Here is a 24,618-nt window from a genome sequence, read left to right on the forward strand (position 1 = left end):
GCCGTCACCGTGCCTTCCTTCGAGAACGCGGGCTTCAGTCCCGCGAGCGCTTCGGCGGTGACGCCGTGGCGCACGAACTCGTCCGTGGCGAACTGGATCGGCTCGCCTTTGCGCTGGGGAATCGACACCGGCACGATTTCGTCGTTGAAGCGGCCGGCCTTTTGCGCGGCCTCCGCCTTGTTCTGCGAGAGCGCGGCGAACGCGTCCTGCGCTTCGCGCGTGATGCCGTATTCCTTCGCGACGTTCTCGGCGGTGGTGCCCATGTGGTAGTTGTTATAGACGTCCCAGAGGCCATCGACGATCATCGAGTCGATCAGCTTCGCGTCGCCCATGCGAAAGCCGTCGCGCGAGCCGGGCAGCACGTGCGGCGCGGCGCTCATGTTCTCCTGGCCGCCCGCGACGATAATCTCCGAATCGCCCGCGATGATCGCGTTGGCCGCGAGCATCACTGCCTTGAGTCCCGAGCCGCAGACCTTGTTGATCGTCATGCCGGGGACCATCTCCGGCAAGCCGGCCTTGATGACCGACTGGCGTGCCGGGTTCTGCCCCGAGCCCGCGGTCAGCACCTGACCCAGAATGACTTCGCTGATTTGCTCGGGCTTGAGACCCGCGCGTTCGAGCACCGCGCGAATAACGGTGGCGCCCAGCTCCGGTGCTGCGATCTTCGCAAGCGAGCCGCCGAATTTGCCGACCGCGGTGCGCGCGGCCGATACGATCACTACGTCAGTCATTTCCGTTTCCTTTGGCATCGAATGTTAGAGCGGTGTGGCTGCGGCCGATCCATTCGCGTCGGTCAACTGTCGCGCTTGAGGACGTAACGGCCCGGAGCCGCCTCGATCACAGGATAATCCTTCGAGCCGAGCCCTGCGCTCGCCTTCTGCTGCTCGCCGGACTGCTTGGCGAGCCACTGCGTCCACGTCGGCCACCAGCTGCCGGGGTGCTCGCTCGCTGCCTCGAACCAGGCGTCGGCGGTCTCCGGCAGGCGCTCGCCCGCGCTATCGAGCATCCAGAAACTGCGCTTGTTCTTCGACGGCGGATTGATCACGCCCGCGATATGCCCCGATGCGCCGAGCACGAAGGTCTGCGGCCCGGAGAGCAGCGGCGCCGAAGCATACGCCGATTTCCAAGGCACGATATGGTCTTCGCGCGAACCATAGATGAATGTCGGCGTCGTGATGGTCGACAAGTCGATGGGCACGCCGAGCACCGTCACCGCGCCCGGTTCGCGCAGCTTGTTCTCCAGATACGTGTTGCGCAGATACCAGACGCACATGGGACCGGGCAGGTTCGTCGAATCGCTGTTCCAGAAGAGCAGATCGAACGCTTGCGGCGTGCGGCCTTTCAGGTAGTTATCGACGACGTAGTTCCACACCAGATCGTTCGGGCGCAGATACGAGAACGTGTTGGCGAACTCGATGCCGCGCATGAGTCCCGGCGGCGCGCCGTTCTTGCCGCCGATGGTCTGCTCGCGCATCGCCACGTGCGCCTCGTCGACGAAGACGTCGAGCACGCCCGTGTCGGAGAAGTCGAGCATCGAGGTAAGCAAGGTCATCGACGCGGCCGGCTCGTTGCCGCGCGCCTTCTCGACGGCGAGCGCGGTGGCGAGCAGCGTTCCGCCGATGCAGAAGCCGAGCGTATTGATCTTGTCCGCGCCGGAGATGTCGGAGACGACGCTCATCGCCTGCATCACGCCTTCGCCGACGTAATCGTCCCACGTCTTGTGAGCAATGGACTGGTCCGCATTGCGCCACGAGATCATGTACACCTGCTGGCCGGATTCGAGCGCATGACGCACGAGCGAGCCTTCCGGCGAAAGATCGAGGATGTAGAACTTGTTGATGCACGGCGGCACGATCAAGAGCGGCCGCGCATACACCTTCGGCGCGAGCGGCTTGTACTGAATGAGCTGCATGAGCTCGTTCTCGTACACGACCGCGCCTTCGGTCGTCGCGACGTTCTTGCCGATGGCGAACACCGATTCGTCCGACTGCGAGATCTTGCCACGCTGCATGTCGTTGAGCAGGTTCAGCATGCCCTGGCGCAGGCTTTCGCCCTTGCTTTCGATGAGCGCCTTCTGCGCCTCGGGATTCAGCGCCAGATAGTTGCTCGGCGCGGCCGCGGCGGCCCACTGCTGGACGGCGAAACGAATGCGCTCGCGCGTCTTCGGATCGCTCTGCACGGCGTCGGCGAGTTCCTGAAGATAGCGCGCGTTCAGCAGATACCATGCGGCCGTGAATGCGAACGCGGGCGTCGATTGCCACGCGGTGTCCTTGAAACGCCGATCCTTGAGCGCAGCCGGATCGATGCTCTGTCCGCTCGCCTGTTTCATCAGTTCGCCGACGTCGCGCGTGTAGTCGCTTTGCAGTTGATGCAGGCGCTCGGGCGCGATGGCCGCCGTCGGAATCTTCGGCAACGTCGGCAGGCCCTGCATCGCCGCGCCGAAGCCCGGCATGCTGCTCGCGAGCTTCGCGAATTCGGCGAGACCGTTCATCTTCGCGAGGTCCGGCATCTGCGGCATGCTCGCGATGGTGGGGAAAGCGGTCGGAAATCCACCGGGAAGCGCGCCGGGAAGTCCGCCGAAACCCTGAAACGGGAAGCCGCCGAACGCGGAAGAAGGCGAAGCGCCGCCATTCGCGGACGCGCCGTCAGCCGTCGGATTCGCCGGATTCGTCTGCTGAGTGAATTTCGCCCACTGCGCCGGATCGGCGACCGCGCGCCACGCGTTCAGCCATTGCTCGAACGCCTGCTGTACGCCTGCCGTGTTGTCGGCTGCTGGCTGCGCCGCGGTGCTGTCTTCGGCGGCGGTACGGGAGCGGGAAGATGATGAGGATGTTTTGGAAGCCATACCCGCCTTTGACCTCTGAGTCTCGAAAGACTGATTGCTGATGCAGGCATTGCCGGGCCGTCTCGGCCAGCGCGCGAAAGTATGGGTGCGCCTTTGCGCGCCGGGCGGGAGTCCGCCCTCGCTACGCCGTGCCCGATTGAACACAATTCTGGGAACATTCTTGCGCTTGGGCGTCAAGCATGTCAATGCTTCGTCCCGATTTTGCCGCAGTGCGATGTTTTTATAATTATCGTTTTCCCCCATGAAAGAAATGCCTGTTTGCCGCGCCTTTCCGGGCGTTGGGTGACGCGGCTTCCCGATCAGTCGGCGAGCCAGATCATCGCGGCCATGCGGCCCGTGACGCGGTCGCGCCGGTAGGAATAGAAGCGCGTTTCTTCGGTCACGGTGCAGTGCGTGCCACCGTGAATGCGCGCCGCGTCGATGCCGATATCGGCCAGCCGCAACCGCGCGAGCGCGTAAATGTCCGCGAAGTATTTGCCGGGCGCGCTGGCGGCCTTGAACGCGGCTGCGGTCGCATCCCGTCGATGCACCGGACTCGCGGCGACGAACGCGTCGAGCACGTCTTCGCCGACTTCGAACGCATTCGGTCCGATAGCCGGTCCGAGATACGCCGTCAGTGCCGATGCCGGCGCGCCCGCGAGCGCCGCCACGCGCTCGCCCGTCCGCTCGACGATGCCGCCTGCGAGCCCACGCCAGCCCGCATGCGCCGCGCCGACCGCGCGGCCTTCGTCATCGCAGAAGAGCACGGGCAGGCAGTCCGCCGTCATCACGACGCAGACGATGCCGGCGCGATCCGTCACGCTCGCGTCGGCGCGCGTCGGCCCTGACGCGCGTGCCTCGATGACGGCGTGAGCGTCTTCCACTTGCGTGCCGTGAATCTGTTCGAGCCACGCGGCGGCGCGCGCGCCGGTCAGGGCGAGCGCCCGGCGGCGGTTCTCCTGCACGGCGGCGGGCGCATCCCCGGTCGAAAGACCCAGATTCAGACCGCCCGCTTGCGGCGCGCCGCCGTGATACGGCGCCTCGCTCACGCCGCCCGCGCGCGTCGTCACGAAGGCGTGGACGCGCGGTGCCACGCGCCATTGCGGCCAGAGGCAGTGTTTCGGGTCCAATGCGTGTGGCTGAGCCGCGTGCGAATCGGTCATGCTTCGTCGTCCTCGTAATCGTCGTCTTCGTCTTGCTCGTCTTCCTCCCAGTCTTCGTCCGCCTCGTAGACCTGCACGAACTCTTCGTCTTCGTCTTCTTCGTCGAGGTCCGCTTCGTCTTCGCGTCCGAATCCGAGTGCGGCGGCGAGCGCGGTCATATCCTCGGGCACGTCGGCGCGCCAGTGCACGGCCTTGCCCGTCACCGGATGAATCAGGCCGAGCCGCCACGCATGCAACGCCTGCCGCGCGAAGCCGTCCGGCAGCGGCGTCACCGAACGCTTGCCGCGCGCGCGCCCGTAGACCGGATCGCCCAGAAGCGGATGTCCGACGTGCGCGCAATGCACGCGAATCTGGTGCGTGCGGCCCGTTTCGAGATCGCAATGAATGGCGCTCACCGGCTGGCCTTGCCATCTCGCCCGGTCGATGGTGCGAAAGTGCGTGCGCGCGGGCTTGCCCGCCGCGCTCTGCACGACCGCCATGCGCGTGCGTTCGCGCGGATCGCGGCCGATGGGCGCGTCGATGGTGCCGTCCTCCGGCATGGTGCCCCACACGAAAGCGACATAGCGACGCTTGACCGTGCGCGCCTGCAACTGGCGCACGAGGTCCGTTTGCGCTTCGAGCGTGCGCGCGACGACCATCAGCCCGGACGTCTCCTTGTCCAGCCGATGCACGATGCCCGCGCGCGGCAAGCCGGCCGCGGCACTGCCGTAACGATGCAGCAGGCCGTTCAGCAGCGTGCCGCTCCAGTTGCCGGCCGCGGGATGCACGACCATTCCCGCGGGCTTGTTGATGACGACGAGCGCGTCGTCTTCGTACACGATGTCGAGCGGCACCGGCTCGGGCGTGAAGGCGAGTTGCTCGGGCAACAGGTCAGGGACGAGCGAAATGGTCGCGCCGAGCGGCACCGGCTGGCGCACTTTTGCGCTCGCGCCGTCGACCAGCACGCGGCCCTCTTCGATCCAGCTTTGCAGACGGCTGCGCGAAAACTCCGGGAAAACCTTGGCAAGCACTTTGTCGAGCCGGTCGCCCGCGAGTTCGTTGGGCACGCGCGCCGTGCGAGGCGCGTCGGCGCCTGGCTGCGGGCCCGCGCCGGCTTCCGATTCGGGCAAAGCCGAGTCGTCGCCGTTGGCGCATGGGCTATAATCTTTGAGTTGGTCTTTGGTACGACGAGTACTTGAGCGAGTCATGTGAACGAGAGATTGACGGGGAGCAGACCGCGGTCTCTATCGAAGCCGACTGGAAGCCGACAGCCTGACGAGTCATCACGCGCGAGCGTTGCGAGCCACGAAACGACGTGATCGACCGAGCAGCGCGCCGCGCGCAAAGACTGCACCGGAAGCACTGCCGCACACAGTTGGAATCAGTTAAGAAGCAAGCCAGAAATCAGCCCAGGAAATGCAAGCACTGATGCGAGCCTTCAACACCATTCATCAAGCGATGCAGCGATCGATCAAGTATCTGGCGCTGGCCGCGAGCGTCGCCATCGTCACGGCCTGCCACGGCCTGCCCGAGAAGACCGACGAAACGGCAACGTGGAATAACAACAAATTATATACGGAGGCCCAGGACGCGCTATCCGGCAGCGACTGGGGCAAGTGCGCCAAGTATTTCGAGGCGCTCGAGGGCCGCGACCCGTTCGGCCACTTCGCGCAGCAGGCGCAGATCAACGTCGCGTACTGCAACTGGAAGGACGGCGAAACCGCCTCGGCGGATCAGGCCATCGACCGCTTCATCCGCTTGCATCCGGATCATCCGGATATTGCCTACGCGTATTATCTGAAGGGCATGATCCACTTCAACGACGACCTCGGTCTCTTCGGCCGCTTCTCCGGCCAGGACATGAGCGAGCGCGATCCGAAGTCGCTGCGCGAGTCGTATGACGCGTTCAAGGTGGTCGTCGACAAGTATCCGCAAAGCAAGTACGCGCCGGACGCCGCCCAGCGCATGCGCTATATCGTGAACGCGCTGGCTTCGCATGAAGTGCATGCCGCCGATTACTACTTCCGCCGTGGCGCGTATGTGGCCGCGATCAACCGGGCGCAACTCGCCATTCGCGAATACAAGAACGCCCCGGCGACCGAAGACGCGCTGCACATCATGATGATGTCGTATCAGAGGCTCGATCAACCGCAACTCGCCGACGACACCAAGCGCGTGCTGGCCGCGACGTTCCCGGACAGCCCGTATGTCACCGGCAAGCGCCGTCCGGGCACGGATAAGCCCTGGTATCAGATCTGGTAATGCATGTCGAACGGCCGGCGCGCGTGCGCCGGCTTCGTTTGCAAGGGCGTTGAATCGCCCTATTTTTTCGTCCAGATTTTTGCCATTTAGCAACAAAATCCGGCAACAGAATCCCGCAACAAAATTTAGCTATCCTGATGGCGTTCGCAGGCATCCGTGCAAAGCGAGCCCTCGCCTGCAACACGTTTTCTGCAAGAGACCAGCATGGCTGTAACGGTTCCGCGCACCCAGCGCGACGCATTTCTCGACACGATGGATTCCTTGCTGCCCTGGCCGACGCTGTGCGCGATCGTCCAGCCGAACCTCGAGGCGCGGGTGCACACCGAGCGCATGCTGCGGATTTGCCTGCTGCAAAGCTGGTTCGGTCTGTCCGATCGTGATTGCGCGGACGCGCTCATCGACAGCATCGGGCTTCAGCGGTTTGCGCGTATCGACGCCGAACGCGACGGCTTTCCCGACGCGCGCGCTATCCGTGCGTTTCGCGGCGACCTGCAGTCGCGGGAACGGGCGCAGCCGTTGGCGGCCGAGGTCAACCGCGTGCTGGCGTCGAACGGGATCCGCGTCAAGCCGGGCGCGATCGTCAACGCGCGCATCTTCGCCGACGCGCCGGGGCGACGCGACGAAACCGCGCCGAAGCCCGTCGCCAGCAAGGCTGCCACGCGGCCGAGCTTCGGCGGCGCATACGGCCGACAATCGATGCGCGTGCGCCTCGCGCGTGGCGCCGACGAGGCCGCAGCCGAGCGCGCCGCGCGGCTCGCTCAGGCGATCTTCAACGTGCGCAGCGTCACGGAGGGCTAGTCGGCCAGTTCCACCGCCGAGCTGGGCGAATCGCTGAAGAACGCGCGCACGACATCCAACTCGCGCGTGCGCTTGAACGGCGGCAGGCTTTGCCAGATGCGCCGTCCGTACGGTTTGTCGACGAGCCGCGTGTCGCAGATCATCAGCACGCCGCGATCCGTTTCCGCGCGGATCAGGCGACCCGCGCCCTGCTTCAGCGTGATGACGGCCTGCGGCAACTGATGCACGGCGAACGGGCTCAGTCCTTTTTTCGTGAGCGCATCGAGCCGCGCGGCCAGCACCGGATCGTCCGGCGGCGCGAACGGCAGCTTGTCGATCACGACGAGCGACAGCGCGTCGCCGCGCACATCGACGCCTTCCCAGAAGCTCTGACTACCCACGAGAATCGCGTTGCCGTAGGCGCGGAAACGGTCGAGCAGTTCTGTGCGGCTCGCATCGCCCTGAACCAGCAGCGGATTCTGCCAGCCGCGACGCTCGATCACGTCGCGTAGGCGCGCCGAAATGCGATCGACCGCGCGCAGCGTCGTGCAGAGGACGAACACGCCGCCGCCCGCCGCTTCGATCACGGGCAGCGCCGCCTCGAAGACGGCATCCGTGAACTGGGGCGACGACGGCTGCGGCAGATTGCGCGGCACGTACAAGAGCCCTTGCGTCGGATAGTCGAACGGGCTCGGCAGCGTCATGGAGCGACGCGCGTTCAGGCCCATTTGCGCCGCATAGTGCGTGAAGTCGCCGCGCACCGAAAGCGTCGCCGACGTGAAGATCCACGCACGCGGCACGCCCGCGCGCTGCTTCGCGAAGATCGGCGCCACCGAGAGCGGCGTCTCGTGCAACTGCACCGTGTGCGAGAACACCTCGACCCAGCGGACCATCTCGTTCGGCTCGTCCTTCGCCGTCTGTTGCGCCGTGTCTTCGTCGTCCGCGACGGCGCGTTCGAGCGGCGTCGGCGGCGTGGTCCAGCCCGCGAGCAAGTCCTGCAATTCACGCGCGCGCCGCACGAGCGCCTGCAACGATTCCGCCCGCTCCGCATGCGACGACAACGCCGCCGTGAGCGCATCGAGGTGCGTTTCGAGCGTGTCGAGCGCCTCGAAGAGCGGATGCGCGTCCGGAAGCTGGCCGAGCGAGAAGCGCGCCGAATCTTCCTTGAACGCGAGCCGCAGATCACGCGCCGCCCGCTCCAGCGCCGCGCCGAGCTTGGTCCAATCCGCCGCGTCGCGCGCGTGACTCAGGCCTTCCGCGACGGTGTCGCGCGCCAGTTCCAGCAGTTGCGTGGTGGAAAGCGTCTCGCCGAAGAAGAGCGTCGCCGTCTCGGGCAACTGATGCGCTTCGTCGAAGATGATGGTGTTGGCCATCGGCAGCAATTCGGCCATTCCCGTATCGCGCAACATCACGTCGGCGAAGAACAGATGGTGATTCACCACGACGATATCGGCCTGCTGCGCCTCCTTGCGCGCCTGCATCACGAAGCAGTCCTTGTAGTGCGGACACTCCTGACCGAGGCAGTTGTCGCGCGTGGACGTGACCATCGGCCAGACGGGCGAGTTTTCGGGGACGCTCGCGAGTTCGGCCTTGTCGCCCGTGCGCGTGATTTTCGCGAAGCGGACGATCTCCTGCAGATGCGACGTGTCCTGCCGCGAGGGCAGCCGGCCGTTGTCGGCGGTTCGCTCCAAATAGTAGTGACAGAGGTAGTTCGCGCGGCCCTTGAGCATGGCGACCGACACCGGCACGGCGAGCGCGTCGCGCACGGTCGGGATGTCGCGCTGGAAAAGCTGATCCTGCAGATGCTTCGTGCCCGTCGAGACGATGACCTTGCCGCCCCACAACATCGCGGGAACGAGATACGCGTAGGTCTTGCCCGTGCCGGTGCCGGCCTCGACGATCAACGTGTTCTCGCCGCCGTCGATGGCGGCCTTCGCGGTCGCGATGCCGACGTCGTCGGCCGTCTCGTCGTCGGGCGCCTGCGGCTTGTCCGACGGCCCCAGCTTGCGCGCGGGGCGGCGCTGCGCCTCGAACATCGCGGGCTCGGGCATCGCGCGGCCGGACGCTTCCATCGCGGCGGCGACCGAGCGCGCCATTTCGATCTGCGATGCGCGCGGCCGATAGCCGTCGATGGCGCGGGCGAGCAGGCCATCGGCGGAGAAGATCGCATCGAGTTCGACGCTGCGTTTGTTCGTCAGCGCGAGCGGCGCGCTCGCGGCATCGGACGGTTGGGCGGGAGAGTTCAAAGGGAGCCTGATCCTGCGAATACTGCGGTTTCGTGCCGTGCGCCACGCGCAGGCGACTGCGCCACGCGTCGGGGCCGCTCAGTGCGGGTCCGTGTCCAGCTGCAATTGCAGCAGGAGGATGGTGTCTTTCACCTTGAGCTTGCGCTTTTTCAAGCGCCGTAACTCGAGGTCGTCGATGCCGGACAGCTTGCCGATGAGCGTGTCCAGACCGCGATGCTCGTCCTGCAATTGCGCGATGCGGTCGCGGATCATCGCGGCATCCGCTGCGGTTTGTCGGGGTGCGTTCAAGCGTTGCTGCATGCTCGCCTCCTGTCCCGGGACACCCGGTCGGCCCGGTGGGCCCGGTCTTCGCGCCGACGCGGCGCTACTTGCCTTGCTGCTGCTGTTGTTGCTGCTGTTGCTTCAACTGCTCTTGCTGTGCTTGCTGTGCCTTTTCCTGCTGCTTGCGGGCGGCTTCCTTCTGACGCGCCTCGACTTCCGCGCGATGCTGCGCGGCTTCCTGCTGCTTCTGCTCGAATCGCTGCGCCTTCTGTTCGCGCTCCTGCGCTTCCTGCACGCCGCGGGCGCGGGCGTCCTCCAGCTTCTTCTGGTAGTCCGCCTGCTTCTGATCGTAAGCCTTCTGGTTCGCCGCGCGCTGCGGGGCTTCGGCGTTGCGCTGGGCGGCGGCGAGCGCGTTCTGGCGCTGCTTGTCCTCGTACGCCTGCTGGTTCGCGCGCTCGTTGGCCGCGCGTTGCGGCGCGTCGGCTTCGTATTGCGCCTGTTTCAACGCCGTCTGCCGGTCGCGCTCCTTCACGCGTTCGGCGCGCTGCTCGTCGTTCAGCGCGAGTTGTTCCTGCCGGATCTGCTGACGCGCCTCGCGCATCTCGGTGCGCGCATTGTCGAGACAATGGTTCACGAAGAACTTGCTGTAGCAGTCGTGCTGCTTCACGCCATAGCGGTAGTCGTTCTCCGACGTGCGCTGGTCGAGCGCCTTCTGACGCCCCTCGAAGCCGGCTCGAAGGGCGGCGTCGGCGCTGCTGTCGGCGCTGGCCGGGCCGCTTTGCGACGCATCGAGCGGCTGCGTGCTTACCGCGGTCGTCGGGTCGATGGGCTTCGGCGTCTGGGCGTTCGCATGCCGCGGCAGGACGACGGCAAGCGCGCATATCGACGATGCGGCAACGGCCATCGGCGCGAGCTTCGTAAGGCGAAAATTGAGCAAGTTGATGAACGGCAACGTGATAAGGAATCAGGTGCGCGAAGGTGAAAAACGGGCGTGCGCGGTCCCGAAATTCTATCACCGCGCGCCGGGGCGCTTCGGCATTTATGGCAAAATGCCCCGCTCAGAAACCCGGCCCATCGCTCGTCGCGGCGCGCCGCGAGGCCTCGAGCGCCGCCCGCCCGGACGCGGCGATGCAGGACGCCCGCGCCGCTTTCCGACGAGCCAGCAGACAGCGCAATCATGACGGAAACCGTAGCACTCAAGATCGTACAGCGCATTGCCACCGAGCTCACCGTGCAGCCGCGCCAGGTCGCCGCCGCCGTGCAGCTTCTCGACGAAGGCTCCACTGTCCCGTTCATCGCCCGGTATCGGAAGGAAGTCACCGGCAATCTCGACGACACGCAACTGCGCACGCTCGAAGAGCGCCTTCTCTATCTGCGCGAACTCGAAGACCGGCGCGCGGCGATCCTGCAAAGCATCGACGAGCAAGGCAAGCTGACCGACGAACTGCGTGGCGCGATCGAAGGCGCCGACAGCAAGCAGGTGCTCGAAGACCTCTATCTGCCGTACAAGCCGAAGCGCCGCACGCGCGCCCAGACCGCGCGCGAAGCCGGGCTCGAGCCGCTCGCGCAGGCGCTCCTCGCCGATCCGACGCTCGATCCGCACACCGAAGCGGCAAAGTTCGTCGATGCCGAGAAAGGCGTCGCGGACACGAAAGCCGCGCTCGACGGCGCGCGCGACATTCTCTCGGAGCAGTTCGGCGAAACCGCCGAGATTCTCGGCAAGCTGCGCGACTATCTGTTCAACCAGGGGCTCCTGATATCGAGCGTGGTGGACGGCAAGGAAGGCGAAGAAGGCGAGAAATTTCGCGATTACTACGACTACAGCGAGACGGTGCGCACGGTGCCGTCGCATCGCGCGCTCGCGCTCTTTCGCGGGCGCAATGCCGGCGTGCTGTCGGTGAAGCTCGGTCTCGGCGAAGAACTCGACGGCCAAGTGCCGCATCCGTGCGAAGCGATGATCGCGCACCATGTCGGCATTGCGAACCGCAACCGCCCGGCCGACAAGTGGCTCTCCGATGTCTGCCGCTGGTGCTGGCGCGTGAAGGTGCAGCCGCATATCGAGAACGAACTGCTCACGCAACTGCGCGAAGAAGCCGAACATGAAGCGATTCGCGTGTTCGCGCGCAATCTGAAAGACCTGCTGCTGGCGGCGCCCGCAGGTCCCAAGGCCGTGATCGGTCTCGATCCGGGTCTGCGCACCGGCGTGAAGGTGGCGGTCGTCGATCGCACCGGCAAGCTGCTCGCCACCGATACGATCTACCCGCACGAGCCGCGCCGCGACTGGGACGGCTCGCTTGCGAAGCTCGCGCGGATTGCACGCGAGACGAAGGCCGAGCTGATTTCGATTGGTAACGGCACCGCATCGCGCGAAACCGACAAGCTCGCGAGCGAACTCATCGCGAAGCATCCGGATCTGAAGCTGCAAAAGATCGTGGTGTCGGAAGCGGGCGCGTCCGTCTATTCGGCGTCCGAACTCGCGGCGAAGGAGTTTCCGGAACTCGACGTGTCGCTGCGCGGCGCGGTGTCGATCGCGCGGCGTCTGCAAGACCCGCTCGCGGAACTGGTCAAGATCGAGCCGAAAGCCATCGGCGTCGGTCAGTATCAGCATGACGTGAACCAGCGGGAGCTCGCGCGCTCGCTCGACGCCGTGGTGGAAGACTGCGTGAACGCCGTCGGCGTGGATGCGAACACGGCTTCCGTCGCCCTGCTCGCCCGCGTGTCGGGTCTCAATGCGACGCTCGCGCGCAATATCGTCGAGTATCGCGACGCCAACGGGCCGTTCCCGTCGCGCGAACATCTGCGCCGCGTGCCGCGTCTCGGCGACAAAACCTTCGAGCAGGCGGCGGGCTTTCTGCGCATCAACAACGGCGAGAATCCGCTCGACCGCTCGTCGGTGCACCCGGAAGCGTATCCGGTGGTCGAGCGCATCCTCGCGAAGATCAACAAGCACGTCGGCGATGTGCTCGGCAAGCGCGAGGCGCTCGCGGGCCTCTCGCCGGCCGAATTCGTCGACGATCGTTTCGGTCTGCCGACCGTGCGCGACATTCTCGCGGAACTCGAAAAGCCGGGCCGCGATCCTCGCCCCGAGTTCAAGACCGCGACGTTCCGCGAAGGCATCGAGAAAATCTCGGACCTCGCGCCGGGCATGGTGCTCGAAGGCGTGGTGACGAACGTCGCGGCGTTCGGCGCGTTCGTCGATATCGGCGTGCATCAGGACGGACTCGTCCACGTGTCGGCTATGTCGACGAAGTTCATCAAGGACCCGCACGAAGTCGTGAAGGCCGGTCAGGTCGTGAAGGTCAAAGTGCTCGAAACCGACGTCAAGCGCCAGCGGATCTCGCTGACCATGCGCCTCGACGACGACTTCGCTCCCGCATCCGCAGCCAACGCGGGCGCGCCTGCGCGCGGCGGTCAGGATCGGCGCGCAGGCGGCGGGCGCGACGCGCGTCCGAACCAGCGCCGCGAGCCGGAACCGGCAGGCGCGATGGCCGCGGCGTTCGCGAAACTCAAACGCTGATTCGGCCGGCTCCAACGAAAAAACCCACGCTTCGCGGCGTGGGTTTTTTGTTTGTGACAGGTGCTTGAGAGCGCGGTCAGATCTCGATCTTGGTCCCAAGTTCGACCACGCGGTTCGCCGGAATGCTGAAGAAATCGGTCGGCTTCGCGGCGTTCTGATGCATCCACGCGAAGACACGCTCGCGCCACACCGACATGCCCGGAAGCTCCGTCGGCACGACTGTTTCGCGCGCCATGAAGAACGAGGTGTCCATCAGCTCGAAGGTCATCGCATGCGTGCGCGTGATCTGCTCGAGCACGGCCTTCACGTCCGGCGTTTCGTTGAAGCCGTACGCCGCTTTCACCAGAAACAGCCCGCCGCCGATGTCCTTCACGTCCAGGCGATGCGAGTCGTCCACATACGGAATATCGCGCGTGAGGAAGTTCAGGAAAATCGTGCGCTCGTGCAGCACCTTGTTGTGCTTGAGATTGTGCAGAAGGCTCACCGGAACGAGCGAATCGCTGCCCGTCAGATAGATGGCAGTGCCCGACACGCGATGCGGCGGATGCGCGAGCAGCCCTTGAAGGAACGGCATGAGCGGAATACCGTCGGCCGCCGTGCGATCCTTCACGATCATGCGGCCCTTGTACCACGTCATCAAGAGGAAGAAGAGCGCCCCGCCGATGCACAACGGCAGCCAGCCGCCCTGCTCGATCTTCAACAGGCTCGCGCCGAAGAAGCCGATGTCGATCACGAGGAACACGGCGATCATCCCGCCGACGAGAAAGCGGTTCCAGCCCCACAGGTTCGTCATCACGACCGACACTAGGATGGTGGTCACCAGCATCGTCGCAGTCACGGCGAGACCATAGGCCGCCGCCAGATTCTCCGAGCTCTTGAAGCCGACGACGATGCACAGAATGATGAACAGCAGCATCCAGTTGACGAGCGGAATATAGATCTGCCCGATGGCCAGTTCCGACGTATGCAGGATCTTCATGCGCGGCACGTAGCCGAGCTGGATGGCCTGACTCGTGAGCGAGTACGCGCCCGAGATGACGGCTTGCGACGCGATGACGGTAGCGATGGTCGAGAGAATGACGAGCGGCAGCAGCGCCCATTCCGGCGCGAGCAGGAAGAACGGACTCTCGATGGCCTTCGGCGAATGCATCAAGAGCGCGCCCTGGCCGAAGTAGTTCAGCAAGAGCGACGGCATGACGATTCCGTACCAGCCGAAGCGGATAGGCTTTGCGCCGAAGTGCCCCATGTCCGCGTAGAGCGCCTCCGCGCCCGTCAGCACCAGCACCACCGATCCGAGCACGATGTACGCTTGCAGCACATGGTCGGCCATGAACGAGATCGCATAGTACGGATTCAGCGCGATCAGCACGCCCGGCGCGAGCGCGATGTGATACGCGCCCAGCACCGCGAGCGTCAGGAACCACAGCAGCATGATCGGCCCGAACAGCTTGCCGACGACCGCCGTGCCGTGCCGCTGAATCCAGAAGAGCATGATGAGGATGATCATCGTGATCGGAATCACGTACGGCGACAGCTTGGGCGCGGCGATTTCGAGACCTTCCACCGCCGAGATGACGGACATGGCCGGCGTGATGACTGCATCGCCATAGAACATGCACGCGCCGAAGATGCCGAGCATCATCAGCACGCCGGAGAGTCGGCCGGGATCTTTCACGCTGCGCAGCGCGAGGGTCATCATCGCGAACACGCCGCCTTCGCCGTTGTTGTCGGCGCGCATGACGAACAGCACGTATTTGATCGCGACCACCATCACGATGGCCCAGAAGAGCAGTGAGATGACGCCGAGAATCGAGGCTTCGGAAAGACCGATGCCGTGCGAGGGACTGAAGGCTTCCTTCAGCGCATAGAGAGGACTCGTGCCGATGTCGCCGAAGACGACGCCGATGGCCGCGAGCGCAAGCGAAGGCAAAGGCTGTTTGCGCTCTTGCGCGTGAGTCAGGGTAGTCATAAAAACGAAATGTCCGTCCAGAGCGGTAAAAAACCGAACGCCATTCTATCTAACGCCGCGCGCAAAAACGGCCTCTCGCATGTTGCTCACTTGCCACGACAGGCGCGACTGGAAGTTTAGCATCGCGCCCCAAACACGTCGGCAGGTCGTGCATGCTTACGCGCATCCTTCCGCTCGCTTGATGCGCGGTTCGCGGTGAAAGCAGCCCGAAATGCAAAACGCCGTTGCGCCGGGCGCAAGCCCGGGCGCAACGGCGCCTCTTGTCGAAACAAAGCGGTGGTTCGCTTACGCGCGGCCGTTTTGCATGCCTCGCTTGATCCACGCGCCGAGGTTGTGCGGACGCACGGTGTCCCATTCCTCGAACGGCTGATGAATCCACGGATTCGTTTCGAGAAACTGAACGTGGTAGTCCGGCTTCACCTTCGAGCACGCCTTGTACCACAGCACCGCGGAACGCACGGCCGTGATCGCGGGATAACGCTCCTTCAGATGCTCCTGCACGCGCGCGAGCGTCACGCCCGAATCGACGAGATCGTCCACCAGCAGCACGTTGCCCGACAACTCGCCGCGCGTCATGGTGATGTACTGCGCGATGTCGAGATCGCCCTGCTGCGTGCCCGCGGCTTCGCGATACGAGCTCGTCGCGAGAATGGCGAGCGGCAGGTCGTAGATGCGCGACAGCTGGTCGCCCACGCGCAGACCGCCGCGCGCGAGACACAGGATCTTGTCGAACTTCCATCCGGAGTCGTGCACGTTCAGCGCGAGCAGTTCGATCAACCGGTGATATTCGTCCCAGTTGACCCAGAGATTCTTGTCGTCGTTACGCGGGTCGGTCATCGCGATCATGGTGAGGCTCTTTCGATTGCATACTGCGGTTATATACGAAATGTGGCCGCATGAAGCGGCCACATTCTTTACAGCGTCCGGTTCAGGTCGAGGCTAACGCGCGCTCAGACCTTGAACGGATGACGAAGCAGAATGGTTTCGTCGCGGTCCGGACCGGTCGAAACCATGTCGATCGGCACGCCGGCCACTTCCTGCACGCGCGTGAGATAAGCGCGCGCGTTTTCGGGCAGGCTGTCCCACTGCGTGATGCCGATGGTGCTTTCCTTCCAGCCGCCGAAGGTCTCGTAGACCGGCTCGCAGCGCGCCACTTCCGATGCGCCGCGCGGAAGAATGTCGACCGGCTTGCCGTCGAGCGTATAGCCGACGCACAGCTTCACTTCTTCGAGGCCGTCGAGCACGTCGAGCTTGGTCATGCACAGGCCCGAGATGCCGTTGATCTGAATGGAACGGCGCAGCGCGGCGGCATCCAGCCAGCCGGTACGGCGCGGGCGGCCCGTGACCGAGCCGAATTCCTTGCCGACCGTGGCGAGGTTCAGACCCACTTGATCCTGACGCTGCGCGTTGTCCGCGTCGTACAGTTCGCTCGGGAACGGGCCCGAACCGACGCGCGTGCAGTACGCCTTCGTGATGCCGAGAATGTAATTCAGCTTCTGCGGGCCGACGCCCGCGCCGGCCGTCGCCGCACCGGCGACGCAGTTGCTCGACGTGACGAACGGATACGTGCCGTGGTCGATATCGAGCAGCGTGCCTTGCGCGCCTTCGAACAGCAGATTGCGGCCAGCGTGGTTTTCGTCGTAGAGACGGCGCGAAACGTCGGTGACCATGGGCCCGAGACGGTCGGCGAAACCGAGCATCGTATCGAGCGTTTGCTGGAAGTCGACGGCCTTCGCGCCGAGGTATTGCGTCAGCACGAAGTTATGGAAGTCGAGCGCTTCGGAGAGACGCTCCTCGAACACGGCGCGGTCGAAGAGATCCTGCACGCGCAGGCCGCGACGCGCGACCTTGTCTTCGTACGCCGGGCCGATGCCGCGCCCCGTCGTGCCGATCTTGCCGGCGCCGCGCTTGGCTTCGCGCGCCTGGTCGATGGCGACGTGGTACGGCAGAACCAGCGTGGCGGCTTCGGAAATGAACAGACGCTTCGAGACGTCGATGCCCGCGCCTTCCAGTTCGTCGATTTCCTTGAAGAGCGCCTCGGGCGACAACACGACGCCATTGCCTATGTAACAGGCCGTGCCCGCGCGCATGATGCCCGACGGGATGAGGCGCAAAATGGTTTTCTTGCCGCCGATGATGAGCGTGTGTCCGGCGTTGTGACCGCCCTGGAAGCGCACGACGCCCTGGGCGTGGTCCGTCAGCCAGTCGACGATCTTGCCCTTGCCCTCATCACCCCATTGGGTGCCCACCACGACGACATTGCGCCCTGGGTTCACATTCACTGCACTGGCAGACATGTTGATTCGTTAGCTGGTTAAAAACGTATTTTACCTATGTTCGCGGCGCGTTCCGAATTTTTCGGGATGCGTTTCGCGATTCCGTCACGTCGGCGCGCGCACGCGCGTCTTCGCAAAAGTCCTTGCCGATCAGACGCCTGCGCGCGCCGGCGTCACGCGCTCTTCCACTTCCCAGCGGCCGTCGCGTTCGATCAGCACGCGGTCGAACGCGAACTCGTCGAGGTCGTGATCGTGGCCCGGCAGCGCCTGAATCACGACTTCTCCGGCATCGCGCAATGCCGCGACCGCCGCGCGCAGCGGTTCGTCGTGCTTCCACGGCGCGAGGATCGCGCTGCCGCGCGCATCGACGGGCGAAATGCGCGCCACTTCGCGCAGATCGAGCGAGAAGCCCGTCGCGGGGCGCGCCCGGCCGTAGGCGAGGCCCACGTCGTCGTAACGGCCGCCGCGCGCCACCGCGTTCGGCACGCCATCGACGTACGCCGAGAACATCACGCCGCTGTGGTACGCGTAGCCGCGCAAATCGGCGAGGTCGATCATCAGTTCCGCGCCATCCGCCTGAGACGCGAGGAACGCGAGATCGTCGAGCGCGCGGGCGATCACCGGCAGATTCGGCAGACGCGCGCGCGCCGTCTCGAGCACGGAGGCGTCGCCGTACAGCGAGGGCAACGCGCGCAATGCCTCGCGCGGCACTTGACCGAGATGCGCCGTCAGTTCGTTCAGGCGCGGCACGTCTTTGCTCGCGAGCGCGTCGTAGAGCGCCTCGCCGAGCGATGCCGCCGCCGGCTCCAGTTCCAGCAACGCCGCCAGCACGCCCGCGTGACACAGATCGAGCCGCACTTTCGTCAGACCGGCGAGATGCAGCGAGTCGAGCATCAGCTGCTGAATTTCGAGGTCGGCTTCGAGGCCGGCGTGGCCGAAGATTTCCGCGCCGATCTGAATCTGCTCGCGCGTGGCGTGCAGGCCGCGCGGACGCGTGTGCAGCACGACGCCGGCATAGCACAGGCGCGTCACGCCCTGCCGGTTCAGCAAGTGCGCATCGATGCGCGAGACTTGCGGCGTAATATCCGCGCGCAGGCCGAGCGTGCGCCCGGAAAGCTGATCGACGAGCTTGAACGTGCGCAGATTGAGGTCGCTGCCGCCGCTCGTCAGCAGCGATTCGAGGTATTCGAGCATCGGCGGCATGACCAGCTCGTAGCCGTACGAACGGAAGCGGTCGAGGAGGCGCCGGCGCATTTCTTCGATCTTGCGCGCTTCCGACGGCAACACGTCGGCAATATTCTCGGGAAGAAGCCAGGTGGACATCGATACGTTTCCTGCGGGGCGCGACGCGTCAAAGCGCGGCGCGCATGGAAGGATAAGGACAAAGATAGGCGAAAAGACGCGGCTTCGCGGCTAGGTCGCGATAACGAGCAGAATCAAGCCCAGCACCATCGCGATCAACCCGCCGATGCGGATGTGATGCGGCGGGCGCTCGGCGATGCGGCGGAACGTATCGCGCCAGGCCGTCGGAAAGACGAAGGGGAACATGCCTTCGATAATCAACATCAACGCAAGAGCGAGCAGTATCGTCTCGACCATTGTCTACGGAGGATGAGCGCCGCGCGACGAGAGAGCCGCGCGGCGCGGGTGCGGTCAGCGCTTCGGCGCGGCGGAGGCGGACGTGTCGACGCCGCCGTTCGGGCTCTTCATGAAACGAAAAAAGTCGCTGCTCGGGTCGACCACGATCACGTCGCCCGGCTTGAACGTCTTCTTGTACGCTTCGAGGCTCTGATAGAACTGGTAAAACTGCGGGTCGCGTCCATAGGCATCGGCGGCGATGGCTGCCGCCTTGCTGTCTCCTTCGCCCTTGATGGACTGCGCCTGGCTGTAGGCGTCGGCGAGAATCTGCTGCTGCTCGCGCTCGGCGTCGGCCTTGATCTTGTCGGCGTCCGCGGTGCCCTTCGCGCGCTCGTTCGCGGCCGCTTGCTGACGCGCGGCGATCATGCGCTTGTAGACGGAATCCGCCACAGCCGACGGAAAGTCGACGCGCGTCATCTGCAGATCGACCAACTTCACGCCAAAGCCGGATGCCGCGCCTTCCACCGCCTTCTGCGCCTCGGTTTCGAGCGCTTGCTGATTGGCGAGCGCATCGCTGAGCGAGCGATTCGCGAACGCGCTCGCAAGCGCGGTGCGGGTCAGCGCGGCGAGGCGTTCCTGCGCGCTCTGCGTGTTCTTTTCGTTGCTCACGAAGAGCTTCAGCGGGTCCGCCACGCGATACTTGATGACCGTGTTGACGAGCACTTCGTTCTTGTCCGACGTGGTGAAGCGGTCCGCCCCGCCCTCGTCGATGGTGAGGGTGCGCGTGTCGATGAGCGTCAGCGTTTGAAACGGCGGCGGCAGCTTGAAGTGCAGGCCGGGGCCATCGAGACGCGGGTTGCTGTCGCCGTGCGCGGCCACCACGCCGGCATGCCGTTCGTCGACGGTGAAGACCATCGACGAGCCGATGAAGAGCACGACCACGACCGCGACGACGAGCGCAATGATTCGATTCATGTTGAGCGCTCCTTACTGCAGATCGTCTTGACGGCTGCGCGAGCGGAACGCATCGCGCGAGCGCAGCGGGTCGCCAGCGCCGCTCGCGGCGTTCGGCGCGCTCGCGCCTGCCGCGCCGCTTGCGGGGACCGCAGCGGCTGAAGCGGCGGCGGAGCCTTGCGCGCGCACTTCGGCGCTAGCCGTAGCGGGCGCGCTGGCCGACGCGGCGTCGGCCGGGTTCGCGGCTGCGTCTTTCGCCTGCTGACGATTCGCTTCGACGAGCTTGTCGAGCGGCAGATACACCACGTTGTTGCCGGCCTTGCTGTCCACGAAGACCTTCGTGGTGCGGGAGTAGATCTGCTGCATCGTGTCCAGGTACATGCGTTGGCGAATGACGGCGGGCGCCTTCGAGTATTCGGCGTAGACCTGCTTGAAGCGCTCGGCGTCGCCCTGTGCCTGCGTGACTTGGCGATTGCTGTAGGCGGTCGCTTCGTCGATCATCTTCGCGGCATCGGCCTTCGCGCGCGGCAATAGCTGATTCGCGTAGGCTTCGGCGGTGTCGCGGGCGCGCTCGTTGTCCTGCCGCACGCGCGACGCTTCTTCGAACGCCGCCTGCACCTGAGTCGGCACCTGCACGCTCTGCACCGTGACGCCCGTGACCTGCAAGCCGGTGCGATACGCGTCGAGCGAGTGCTGGATGGTCTCGGCCAGACGCGCGCGCAGCGTGTCGCGGTCCTTGTAGAGCAGATCGTCCGTCGCCGACGCGCCCGCGATCTCGCGGATCGCGGCTTGCGCGGCTTCGGTCACGCTCTGGTCGGGATCGAGATTGCGGAACAGGAAGTCGGTCGGCGACTTGATCTGATACTGCACCGCGAAGCGCACGTCGAGAATGTCGGCCTCGTTCGTGAGCAGCGATGCATCGCGCACGTTGCCCTGCGCGAGCGCGACGCCGCGCCCGATCTCGACCGAGCGGATCTGCGACGTATCGACGATATCGTGCGACTGGAACGGATACGGCAAGCGCCAGTGGATGCCCTGCGGCACCGTCTGCCGATACTGGCCGAACTGGGAAACCACGCCCACGTGTCCGTCCTGCACGACGAACACGCCGCTGCCGAGATAGATGGCGATCAACACGCCGATGACGATGCCGACCCCGATCTTCGTGCCGCGGCCGTTGTCGCGCGGCATGCCGCCGCCCGGCTTGCGGCCGAAGATGCCCGCGATCCGGCGGTTGAACTCGCGCCACATCTCATCGAGGTCGGGCGGGCCTTCTTCCTTGCCGTTGCCGCGCTTGCCGTCTTGCGGACGCTTCGCGTCGTTCTTTACACCATTGGCGTCGCCCCGCCCCCAGCGCGGATCGTTGATGGAAAAGACGGCGCGCATGCGCTGCCTGTTAGTCCGCTCGTTGTAATCGTTCACTCGGTGATTCACCATTAGACAGCCGGTTCGATGCCGCGTCGGTATTGCGGAGCAGTTCAGTGTCCGTGCTCGGGAACCTGGTGGCCGTCACGTTGTTCGGCTGGCCGGTGGTCTTCCGGCTGCGCGTTGGCGTCGTGTGTCTCGTTCGGCCCGGACTGCGCGGGTTGCACGGATTGTGTGACGTCCGTGGCTTCCGGCGCATTCGATACTTCCGTCTTATCCGACACTTCCGGCGTTCCCGACATTTCCGACGTTTCCGCCGGCGCTTGTGTTTCGGCGAGCACGCTGGGCAGGCTTTCTTCGGGTTCGCCTTCGTCGGCCGCAGCGATTTCAGCGATGGCGGCGCGCAGTTCGTCGAGTCCCTGACCGGTGCGCGCGCTCAAAAAGACGCGCGAAATATTACCATACTCGTCCCTTTCAACCGCCTCGCCGCGGGCCGCCAGTTCCGGCACTGCGTCGATCTTGTTGAAGACGAGAATCTGGCGAATGGATTCGGCGCCGATGCTGCGCAATACCTCGTTCACCTGATCGATCTGATCGAGGCGCACGGGGCTCGATGCATCCACGACATGCAGCAGCAGATCCGCGTGAACGGTTTCCTCCAGCGTCGCGCGGAATGCGGCGACGAGCTGGTGCGGCAACTCGCGGATGAAGCCGACCGTATCGGACACCACCACTTGCCCCGCTTCCTCGCCGAGAAACACGCGGCGCGAAGTGGTGTCGAGCGTGGCGAACAACTGGTTGGCCGCGTACGCCTGCGCCTTGGTGAGCGCATTGAAGAGCGTGGACTTGCCCGCGTTCGTATAACCGACGAGCGACACCGACAACGTGCGATTGCGCGTGCGCTGCCGGCGCTGCGTGCCGTGCTGGCGGCGCAGTTTCGCAAGACGCGTCTTGAGCGCCTTGATGCGTTCGCCGATCAGACGGCGGTCGGTTTCCAGCTGTGTTTCGCCGGGACCGCGCAAGCCGATGCCGCCCTTCTGCCGTTCGAGGTGAGTCCACGCGCGAATCAGCCGCGTCGACAGATATTGCAGTTGCGCGAGCTCGACCTGCAGCTTGCCTTCGTGGCTGCGGGCGCGCTGCGCGAAGATATCGAGAATGAGGCTCGTGCGATCCACCACGCGGCGGTTCAGCGCCATCTCGAGATTGCGCTGCTGCGCCGGCGCGAGGGCGTGATTGAAGATGACGAGTTCGACGTCGTTCGCTTCGCAGGAAAGGCGCAGTTCTTCGACCTTTCCGCTGCCGATGAACATTTTGGCGTCCGGACTGGACCTGCGTCCAGTGAGCGTAACGGCGGGATGGGCGCCCGCGCTTTCTGCGAGCAGACTGAGTTCTTCGAGACTGGCTTCGAAATCGATCTTGCCGAAGTCGATGCCGACGAGTGCGGCGTTAATCAAATTGATGTATTCGTTTTTTGAAGCGACCGGCGAGTCGCATTTAGCTGCGATCTTGCCGCCGGCCGCGACGAGGTTTAGGACGATTCGGCGTCCGGATGGAAATTCACCGGACGGGCCGGCACGACCGTGGAAATGGCGTGCTTGTAGACCATCTGGGTGACCGTATTTCTGAGCAACACAACGTACTGGTCGAACGATTCGATGTTCCCCTGAAGCTTGATGCCGTTGACCAAATAGATCGACACCGGCACGTGCTCTTTACGCAGCGCGTTCAAAAACGGGTCTTGTAACAATTGCCCTTTGTTGCTCATAGCAAACTCCGTATTTTTTTGCAGGTTAGAAGTATTGTGGACGAAGAAAAAGAGATCCGCCGACAATCGCTACACTATAGCCGATTTTCGTTTCGGCAAGAGATCGGCCACCCGGCCAATCGGGCCGCAACGCTTGACTGAAGCGGCTCTCAGTCCTTGTCCGCATAAGGGTTCTTGCTCGAGCGGAACTCTATGCGCAATGGAGTGCCGGCCAGTCCAAAAGTTTCTCGAAAGCGCCCTTCCAGATACCGTTTATAGGTATCCGTGACCGCATCGAGCGCGTTGCCATGCACGACGATGATCGGCGGGTTCTGACCGCCCTGGTGCGCATAGCGAAGCTTCGGCCGCACGGGCCCGCGGCGGCGCGGCTGCTGGAACTCCACGGCTTCGATCAGCGCGCGCGTGAGCTTCGGCGTCGGCAGCTTGGCCATCGCGGCGGCGTAGGCGTCGTCGACCGATTTCATCAGCGCGCCGATGCCGGTCTTCTCCAGCGCCGAGACGTAGTGAAATTTAGCAAAGTCCAAAAACTTGAGCTTGCGCGTGAGATCGGCCTTGGTGCGCTCGCGCACATGCGAGTCAAGACCGTCCCACTTGTTCACGCCTACCACGAGCGCGCGTCCCTGTTCGACGACGAAGCCCGCGATATGCGCGTCCTGATCCGAAATGTCCTGCTGCGCGTCGAGCAGCAGGATCACGACGTTCGCATCCGAGATCGACTGCAGGGTCTTCACGACCGAGAACTTCTCGATCGCCTCGAACACCTTGCCGCGTCGACGCAGACCGGCCGTGTCGATCAGGGTGTATTTGCGGCCTTGTCGCTCGAAATCAACGTAGATCGAATCGCGCGTGGTGCCCGGCATGTCGAACGCGATCACGCGCTCCTCGCCGATCAGCGTGTTCACGAGCGTCGACTTGCCGACGTTCGGTCTCCCGACGATAGCGATCTTCACGCCGTGCTGCGCCTTTTCTTCCTCGCTCTCTTCTGCGTGACCGGCATAGGCGATGTCGAGCGCGTCGTTGATCATCTCGGTCACCCCGTCGCCGTGCGCGGCCGAAATCGCCCGCGGATCGCCGAGACCGAGCTCGTAGAAGTCGGACGCGACCGCCGTGTACTTCATGCCCTCGGCCTTGTTCACGACAAGAAAGAGCGGCCGGCCGGTCTTGCGCAAGTAGTCCGCGATGGACTTGTCCTGCGGCGCGAGCCCGTTGCGTCCATCGACGATGAACACGACGACGTCCGCTTCCTCCACGGCCTGCCGCGTCTGGCGCGCCATTTCGTGGAGGATGCCGTCTTTCGCCACCGGCTCGAAGCCGCCCGTATCCACGACGAGATACGGCCGTTCGCCGCCGACGCGGCCCTCGCCGTAGTGGCGGTCGCGCGTCAGGCCAGGCAGGTCGGCGACGAGCGCATCGCGCGAACGCGTCAGCCGGTTGAAGAGAGTCGATTTCCCCACATTGGGGCGCCCGACGAGGGCAATCACGGGTTTCATCAGATGTTGTTCACGGTTGAACGCAAGGCGAACGCGAAACGTGCGGTGCGAACGTCAGTCCCGCCTACGCCGCGCAATGGCTGCGCTTGTCGAAAATTAGCATGGATTCGGCCCGAGCCACGCGAGGGTGCGTGGCGGTCGAGCGCCGGCGCCGAGCGCCGTTGTTCTGTCTGTCCGAGGGCTATTCTCGCG

19 protein-coding genes and 1 pseudogene are annotated in these 24,618 nt (G+C 64.7%); 3 read left to right on the forward strand and 17 right to left on the reverse strand.

Features of this window, described 5'->3' with window-relative positions; genetic code table 11:
* From NCR34_RS07945 to NCR34_RS07960, 4 genes are all read right to left on the reverse strand, one after another.
* A partial coding sequence (locus NCR34_RS07945) for an acetyl-CoA C-acyltransferase (protein WP_250499530.1) occupies nt 1-731 on the reverse strand: 731 nt, incomplete at its 3' end.
* A 62-nt stretch (nt 732-793) separates the two neighbouring features.
* Entirely contained in the window at nt 794-2,845 is a 2,052-nt protein-coding gene (gene phaC / locus NCR34_RS07950) for a class I poly(R)-hydroxyalkanoic acid synthase (protein ID WP_248319931.1), read from the reverse strand.
* A gap of 299 nt (nt 2,846-3,144) precedes the next feature.
* Nucleotides 3,145-3,987, reverse strand: coding sequence for a peptidoglycan editing factor PgeF (gene pgeF, locus NCR34_RS07955; protein WP_248319932.1), 843 nt, complete (start codon nt 3,985-3,987; stop codon nt 3,145-3,147).
* Nucleotides 3,984-5,174, reverse strand: coding sequence for an RluA family pseudouridine synthase (locus NCR34_RS07960; protein WP_248319933.1), 1,191 nt, complete (start codon nt 5,172-5,174; stop codon nt 3,984-3,986). The genes pgeF and NCR34_RS07960 overlap by 4 nt, the downstream gene beginning before the upstream one ends.
* Before the next feature lie 250 nt (nt 5,175-5,424).
* Here NCR34_RS07960 and NCR34_RS07965 point away from each other — a divergent pair, with 250 nt between their 5' ends.
* Nucleotides 5,425-6,228, forward strand: a complete 804-nt coding sequence (locus NCR34_RS07965) for an outer membrane protein assembly factor BamD (RefSeq protein ID WP_371747414.1) — start codon at nt 5,425-5,427, stop codon at nt 6,226-6,228.
* Nucleotides 6,229-6,432: 204 nt separating this feature from the next.
* The gene (locus NCR34_RS07970; protein WP_250499531.1) at nt 6,433-7,026 is read left to right on the forward strand and encodes a transposase; all 594 of its coding nucleotides are present in this window, start codon (nt 6,433-6,435) and stop codon (nt 7,024-7,026) included.
* Here NCR34_RS07970 and yoaA read toward each other — a convergent pair.
* The 3 genes from yoaA to NCR34_RS07985 form a co-directional block, all read right to left on the reverse strand.
* Nucleotides 7,023-9,251 carry a DNA repair helicase YoaA gene (gene yoaA, locus NCR34_RS07975; protein ID WP_250499532.1) on the reverse strand — a complete coding sequence of 743 codons (2,229 nt, stop codon included), beginning with the start codon at nt 9,249-9,251 and terminating at the stop codon, nt 7,023-7,025. The two genes, NCR34_RS07970 and yoaA, sit on opposite strands and share 4 nt — an antisense overlap.
* Nucleotides 9,252-9,329: 78 nt before the next feature.
* Nucleotides 9,330-9,551, reverse strand: a complete 222-nt coding sequence (locus NCR34_RS07980) for a DUF465 domain-containing protein (protein WP_175940425.1) — start codon at nt 9,549-9,551, stop codon at nt 9,330-9,332.
* Nucleotides 9,552-9,615: 64 nt separating this feature from the next.
* On the reverse strand, nt 9,616-10,416 hold the full coding sequence (locus NCR34_RS07985; RefSeq protein WP_250499533.1) for a flotillin family protein: 801 nt from the start codon (nt 10,414-10,416) through the stop codon (nt 9,616-9,618).
* 273 nt (nt 10,417-10,689) lie between these two features.
* Between NCR34_RS07985 and NCR34_RS07990 the strand changes: the two genes are divergently transcribed.
* Nucleotides 10,690-13,029, forward strand: a complete 2,340-nt coding sequence (locus tag NCR34_RS07990) for a Tex family protein (RefSeq protein ID WP_250499534.1) — start codon at nt 10,690-10,692, stop codon at nt 13,027-13,029.
* 76 nt (nt 13,030-13,105) lie between these two features.
* On the opposite strand, the gene NCR34_RS07995 is transcribed toward NCR34_RS07990, so the two are convergent.
* The 10 genes and pseudogenes from NCR34_RS07995 to der all read right to left on the reverse strand — a co-directional run bounded on the left by NCR34_RS07995 (nt 13,106) and on the right by der (nt 24,426).
* On the reverse strand, nt 13,106-14,998 hold the full coding sequence (locus NCR34_RS07995; protein WP_250499535.1) for a potassium transporter Kup: 1,893 nt from the start codon (nt 14,996-14,998) through the stop codon (nt 13,106-13,108).
* A gap of 285 nt (nt 14,999-15,283) precedes the next feature.
* Entirely contained in the window at nt 15,284-15,844 is a 561-nt protein-coding gene (locus NCR34_RS08000) for a phosphoribosyltransferase (RefSeq protein ID WP_244846467.1), read from the reverse strand.
* A 104-nt stretch (nt 15,845-15,948) separates the two neighbouring features.
* Nucleotides 15,949-17,295 (reverse strand): adenylosuccinate synthase, encoded by a 1,347-nt coding sequence (locus NCR34_RS08005; RefSeq protein ID WP_248319938.1) that lies wholly within the window; start codon nt 17,293-17,295, stop codon nt 15,949-15,951.
* A 129-nt stretch (nt 17,296-17,424) separates the two neighbouring features.
* Entirely contained in the window at nt 17,425-18,597 is a 1,173-nt protein-coding gene (locus NCR34_RS08010) for an ATP phosphoribosyltransferase regulatory subunit (protein ID WP_248319939.1), read from the reverse strand.
* Between the two features lie 90 nt (nt 18,598-18,687).
* Entirely contained in the window at nt 18,688-18,873 is a 186-nt protein-coding gene (locus tag NCR34_RS08015; RefSeq protein ID WP_175940433.1) for a DUF2065 domain-containing protein, read from the reverse strand.
* A gap of 54 nt (nt 18,874-18,927) precedes the next feature.
* Nucleotides 18,928-19,827: a protease modulator HflC gene (gene hflC / locus NCR34_RS08020; RefSeq protein WP_248319940.1), complete on the reverse strand. Its 900-nt coding sequence runs from the start codon at nt 19,825-19,827 to the stop codon at nt 18,928-18,930.
* Nucleotides 19,828-19,839: 12 nt separating this feature from the next.
* Nucleotides 19,840-21,228: an FtsH protease activity modulator HflK gene (gene hflK, locus NCR34_RS08025; RefSeq protein WP_248319941.1), complete on the reverse strand. Its 1,389-nt coding sequence runs from the start codon at nt 21,226-21,228 to the stop codon at nt 19,840-19,842.
* A gap of 316 nt (nt 21,229-21,544) precedes the next feature.
* Nucleotides 21,545-22,625: pseudogene (gene hflX, locus NCR34_RS08030) on the reverse strand (GTPase HflX); the annotation flags it as partial.
* A gap of 74 nt (nt 22,626-22,699) precedes the next feature.
* Nucleotides 22,700-22,936 (reverse strand): RNA chaperone Hfq, encoded by a 237-nt coding sequence (gene hfq, locus NCR34_RS08035; protein ID WP_006999489.1) that lies wholly within the window; start codon nt 22,934-22,936, stop codon nt 22,700-22,702.
* A 149-nt stretch (nt 22,937-23,085) separates the two neighbouring features.
* Nucleotides 23,086-24,426, reverse strand: coding sequence for a ribosome biogenesis GTPase Der (der, locus tag NCR34_RS08040; RefSeq protein ID WP_175940437.1), 1,341 nt, complete (start codon nt 24,424-24,426; stop codon nt 23,086-23,088).
* Nucleotides 24,427-24,618: the final 192 nt, after the last annotated feature.

Source organism: Caballeronia sp. GAWG1-5s-s, assembly GCF_023631445.1.
Taxonomy (GTDB): domain Bacteria; phylum Pseudomonadota; class Gammaproteobacteria; order Burkholderiales; family Burkholderiaceae; genus Caballeronia.

Bases quoted from the DNA above. Each gene is read 5' to 3' on its own strand.
- NCR34_RS08005 (WP_248319938.1), bottom strand. From the start codon at position 17,295: ATGTCTGCCAGTGCAGTGAATGTGAACCCAGGGCGCAATGTCGTCGTG.
- NCR34_RS07960 (WP_248319933.1), bottom strand. From the start codon at position 5,174: ATGACTCGCTCAAGTACTCGTCGTACCAAAGACCAACTCAAAGATTAT.
- NCR34_RS08010 (WP_248319939.1), bottom strand. From the start codon at position 18,597: ATGTCCACCTGGCTTCTTCCCGAGAATATTGCCGACGTGTTGCCGTCG.
- NCR34_RS07980 (WP_175940425.1), bottom strand. From the start codon at position 9,551: ATGCAGCAACGCTTGAACGCACCCCGACAAACCGCAGCGGATGCCGCG.
- NCR34_RS07990 (WP_250499534.1), top strand. From the start codon at position 10,690: ATGACGGAAACCGTAGCACTCAAGATCGTACAGCGCATTGCCACCGAG.
- NCR34_RS07965 (WP_371747414.1), top strand. From the start codon at position 5,425: ATGCAGCGATCGATCAAGTATCTGGCGCTGGCCGCGAGCGTCGCCATC.
- NCR34_RS08000 (WP_244846467.1), bottom strand. From the start codon at position 15,844: ATGATCGCGATGACCGACCCGCGTAACGACGACAAGAATCTCTGGGTC.
- hfq (WP_006999489.1), bottom strand. From the start codon at position 22,936: ATGAGCAACAAAGGGCAATTGTTACAAGACCCGTTTTTGAACGCGCTG.
- NCR34_RS07995 (WP_250499535.1), bottom strand. From the start codon at position 14,998: ATGACTACCCTGACTCACGCGCAAGAGCGCAAACAGCCTTTGCCTTCG.
- NCR34_RS08015 (WP_175940433.1), bottom strand. From the start codon at position 18,873: ATGGTCGAGACGATACTGCTCGCTCTTGCGTTGATGTTGATTATCGAA.
- NCR34_RS07970 (WP_250499531.1), top strand. From the start codon at position 6,433: ATGGCTGTAACGGTTCCGCGCACCCAGCGCGACGCATTTCTCGACACG.
- der (WP_175940437.1), bottom strand. From the start codon at position 24,426: ATGAAACCCGTGATTGCCCTCGTCGGGCGCCCCAATGTGGGGAAATCG.
- phaC (WP_248319931.1), bottom strand. From the start codon at position 2,845: ATGGCTTCCAAAACATCCTCATCATCTTCCCGCTCCCGTACCGCCGCC.
- NCR34_RS07985 (WP_250499533.1), bottom strand. From the start codon at position 10,416: ATGGCCGTTGCCGCATCGTCGATATGCGCGCTTGCCGTCGTCCTGCCG.
- pgeF (WP_248319932.1), bottom strand. From the start codon at position 3,987: ATGACCGATTCGCACGCGGCTCAGCCACACGCATTGGACCCGAAACAC.
- hflC (WP_248319940.1), bottom strand. From the start codon at position 19,827: ATGAATCGAATCATTGCGCTCGTCGTCGCGGTCGTGGTCGTGCTCTTC.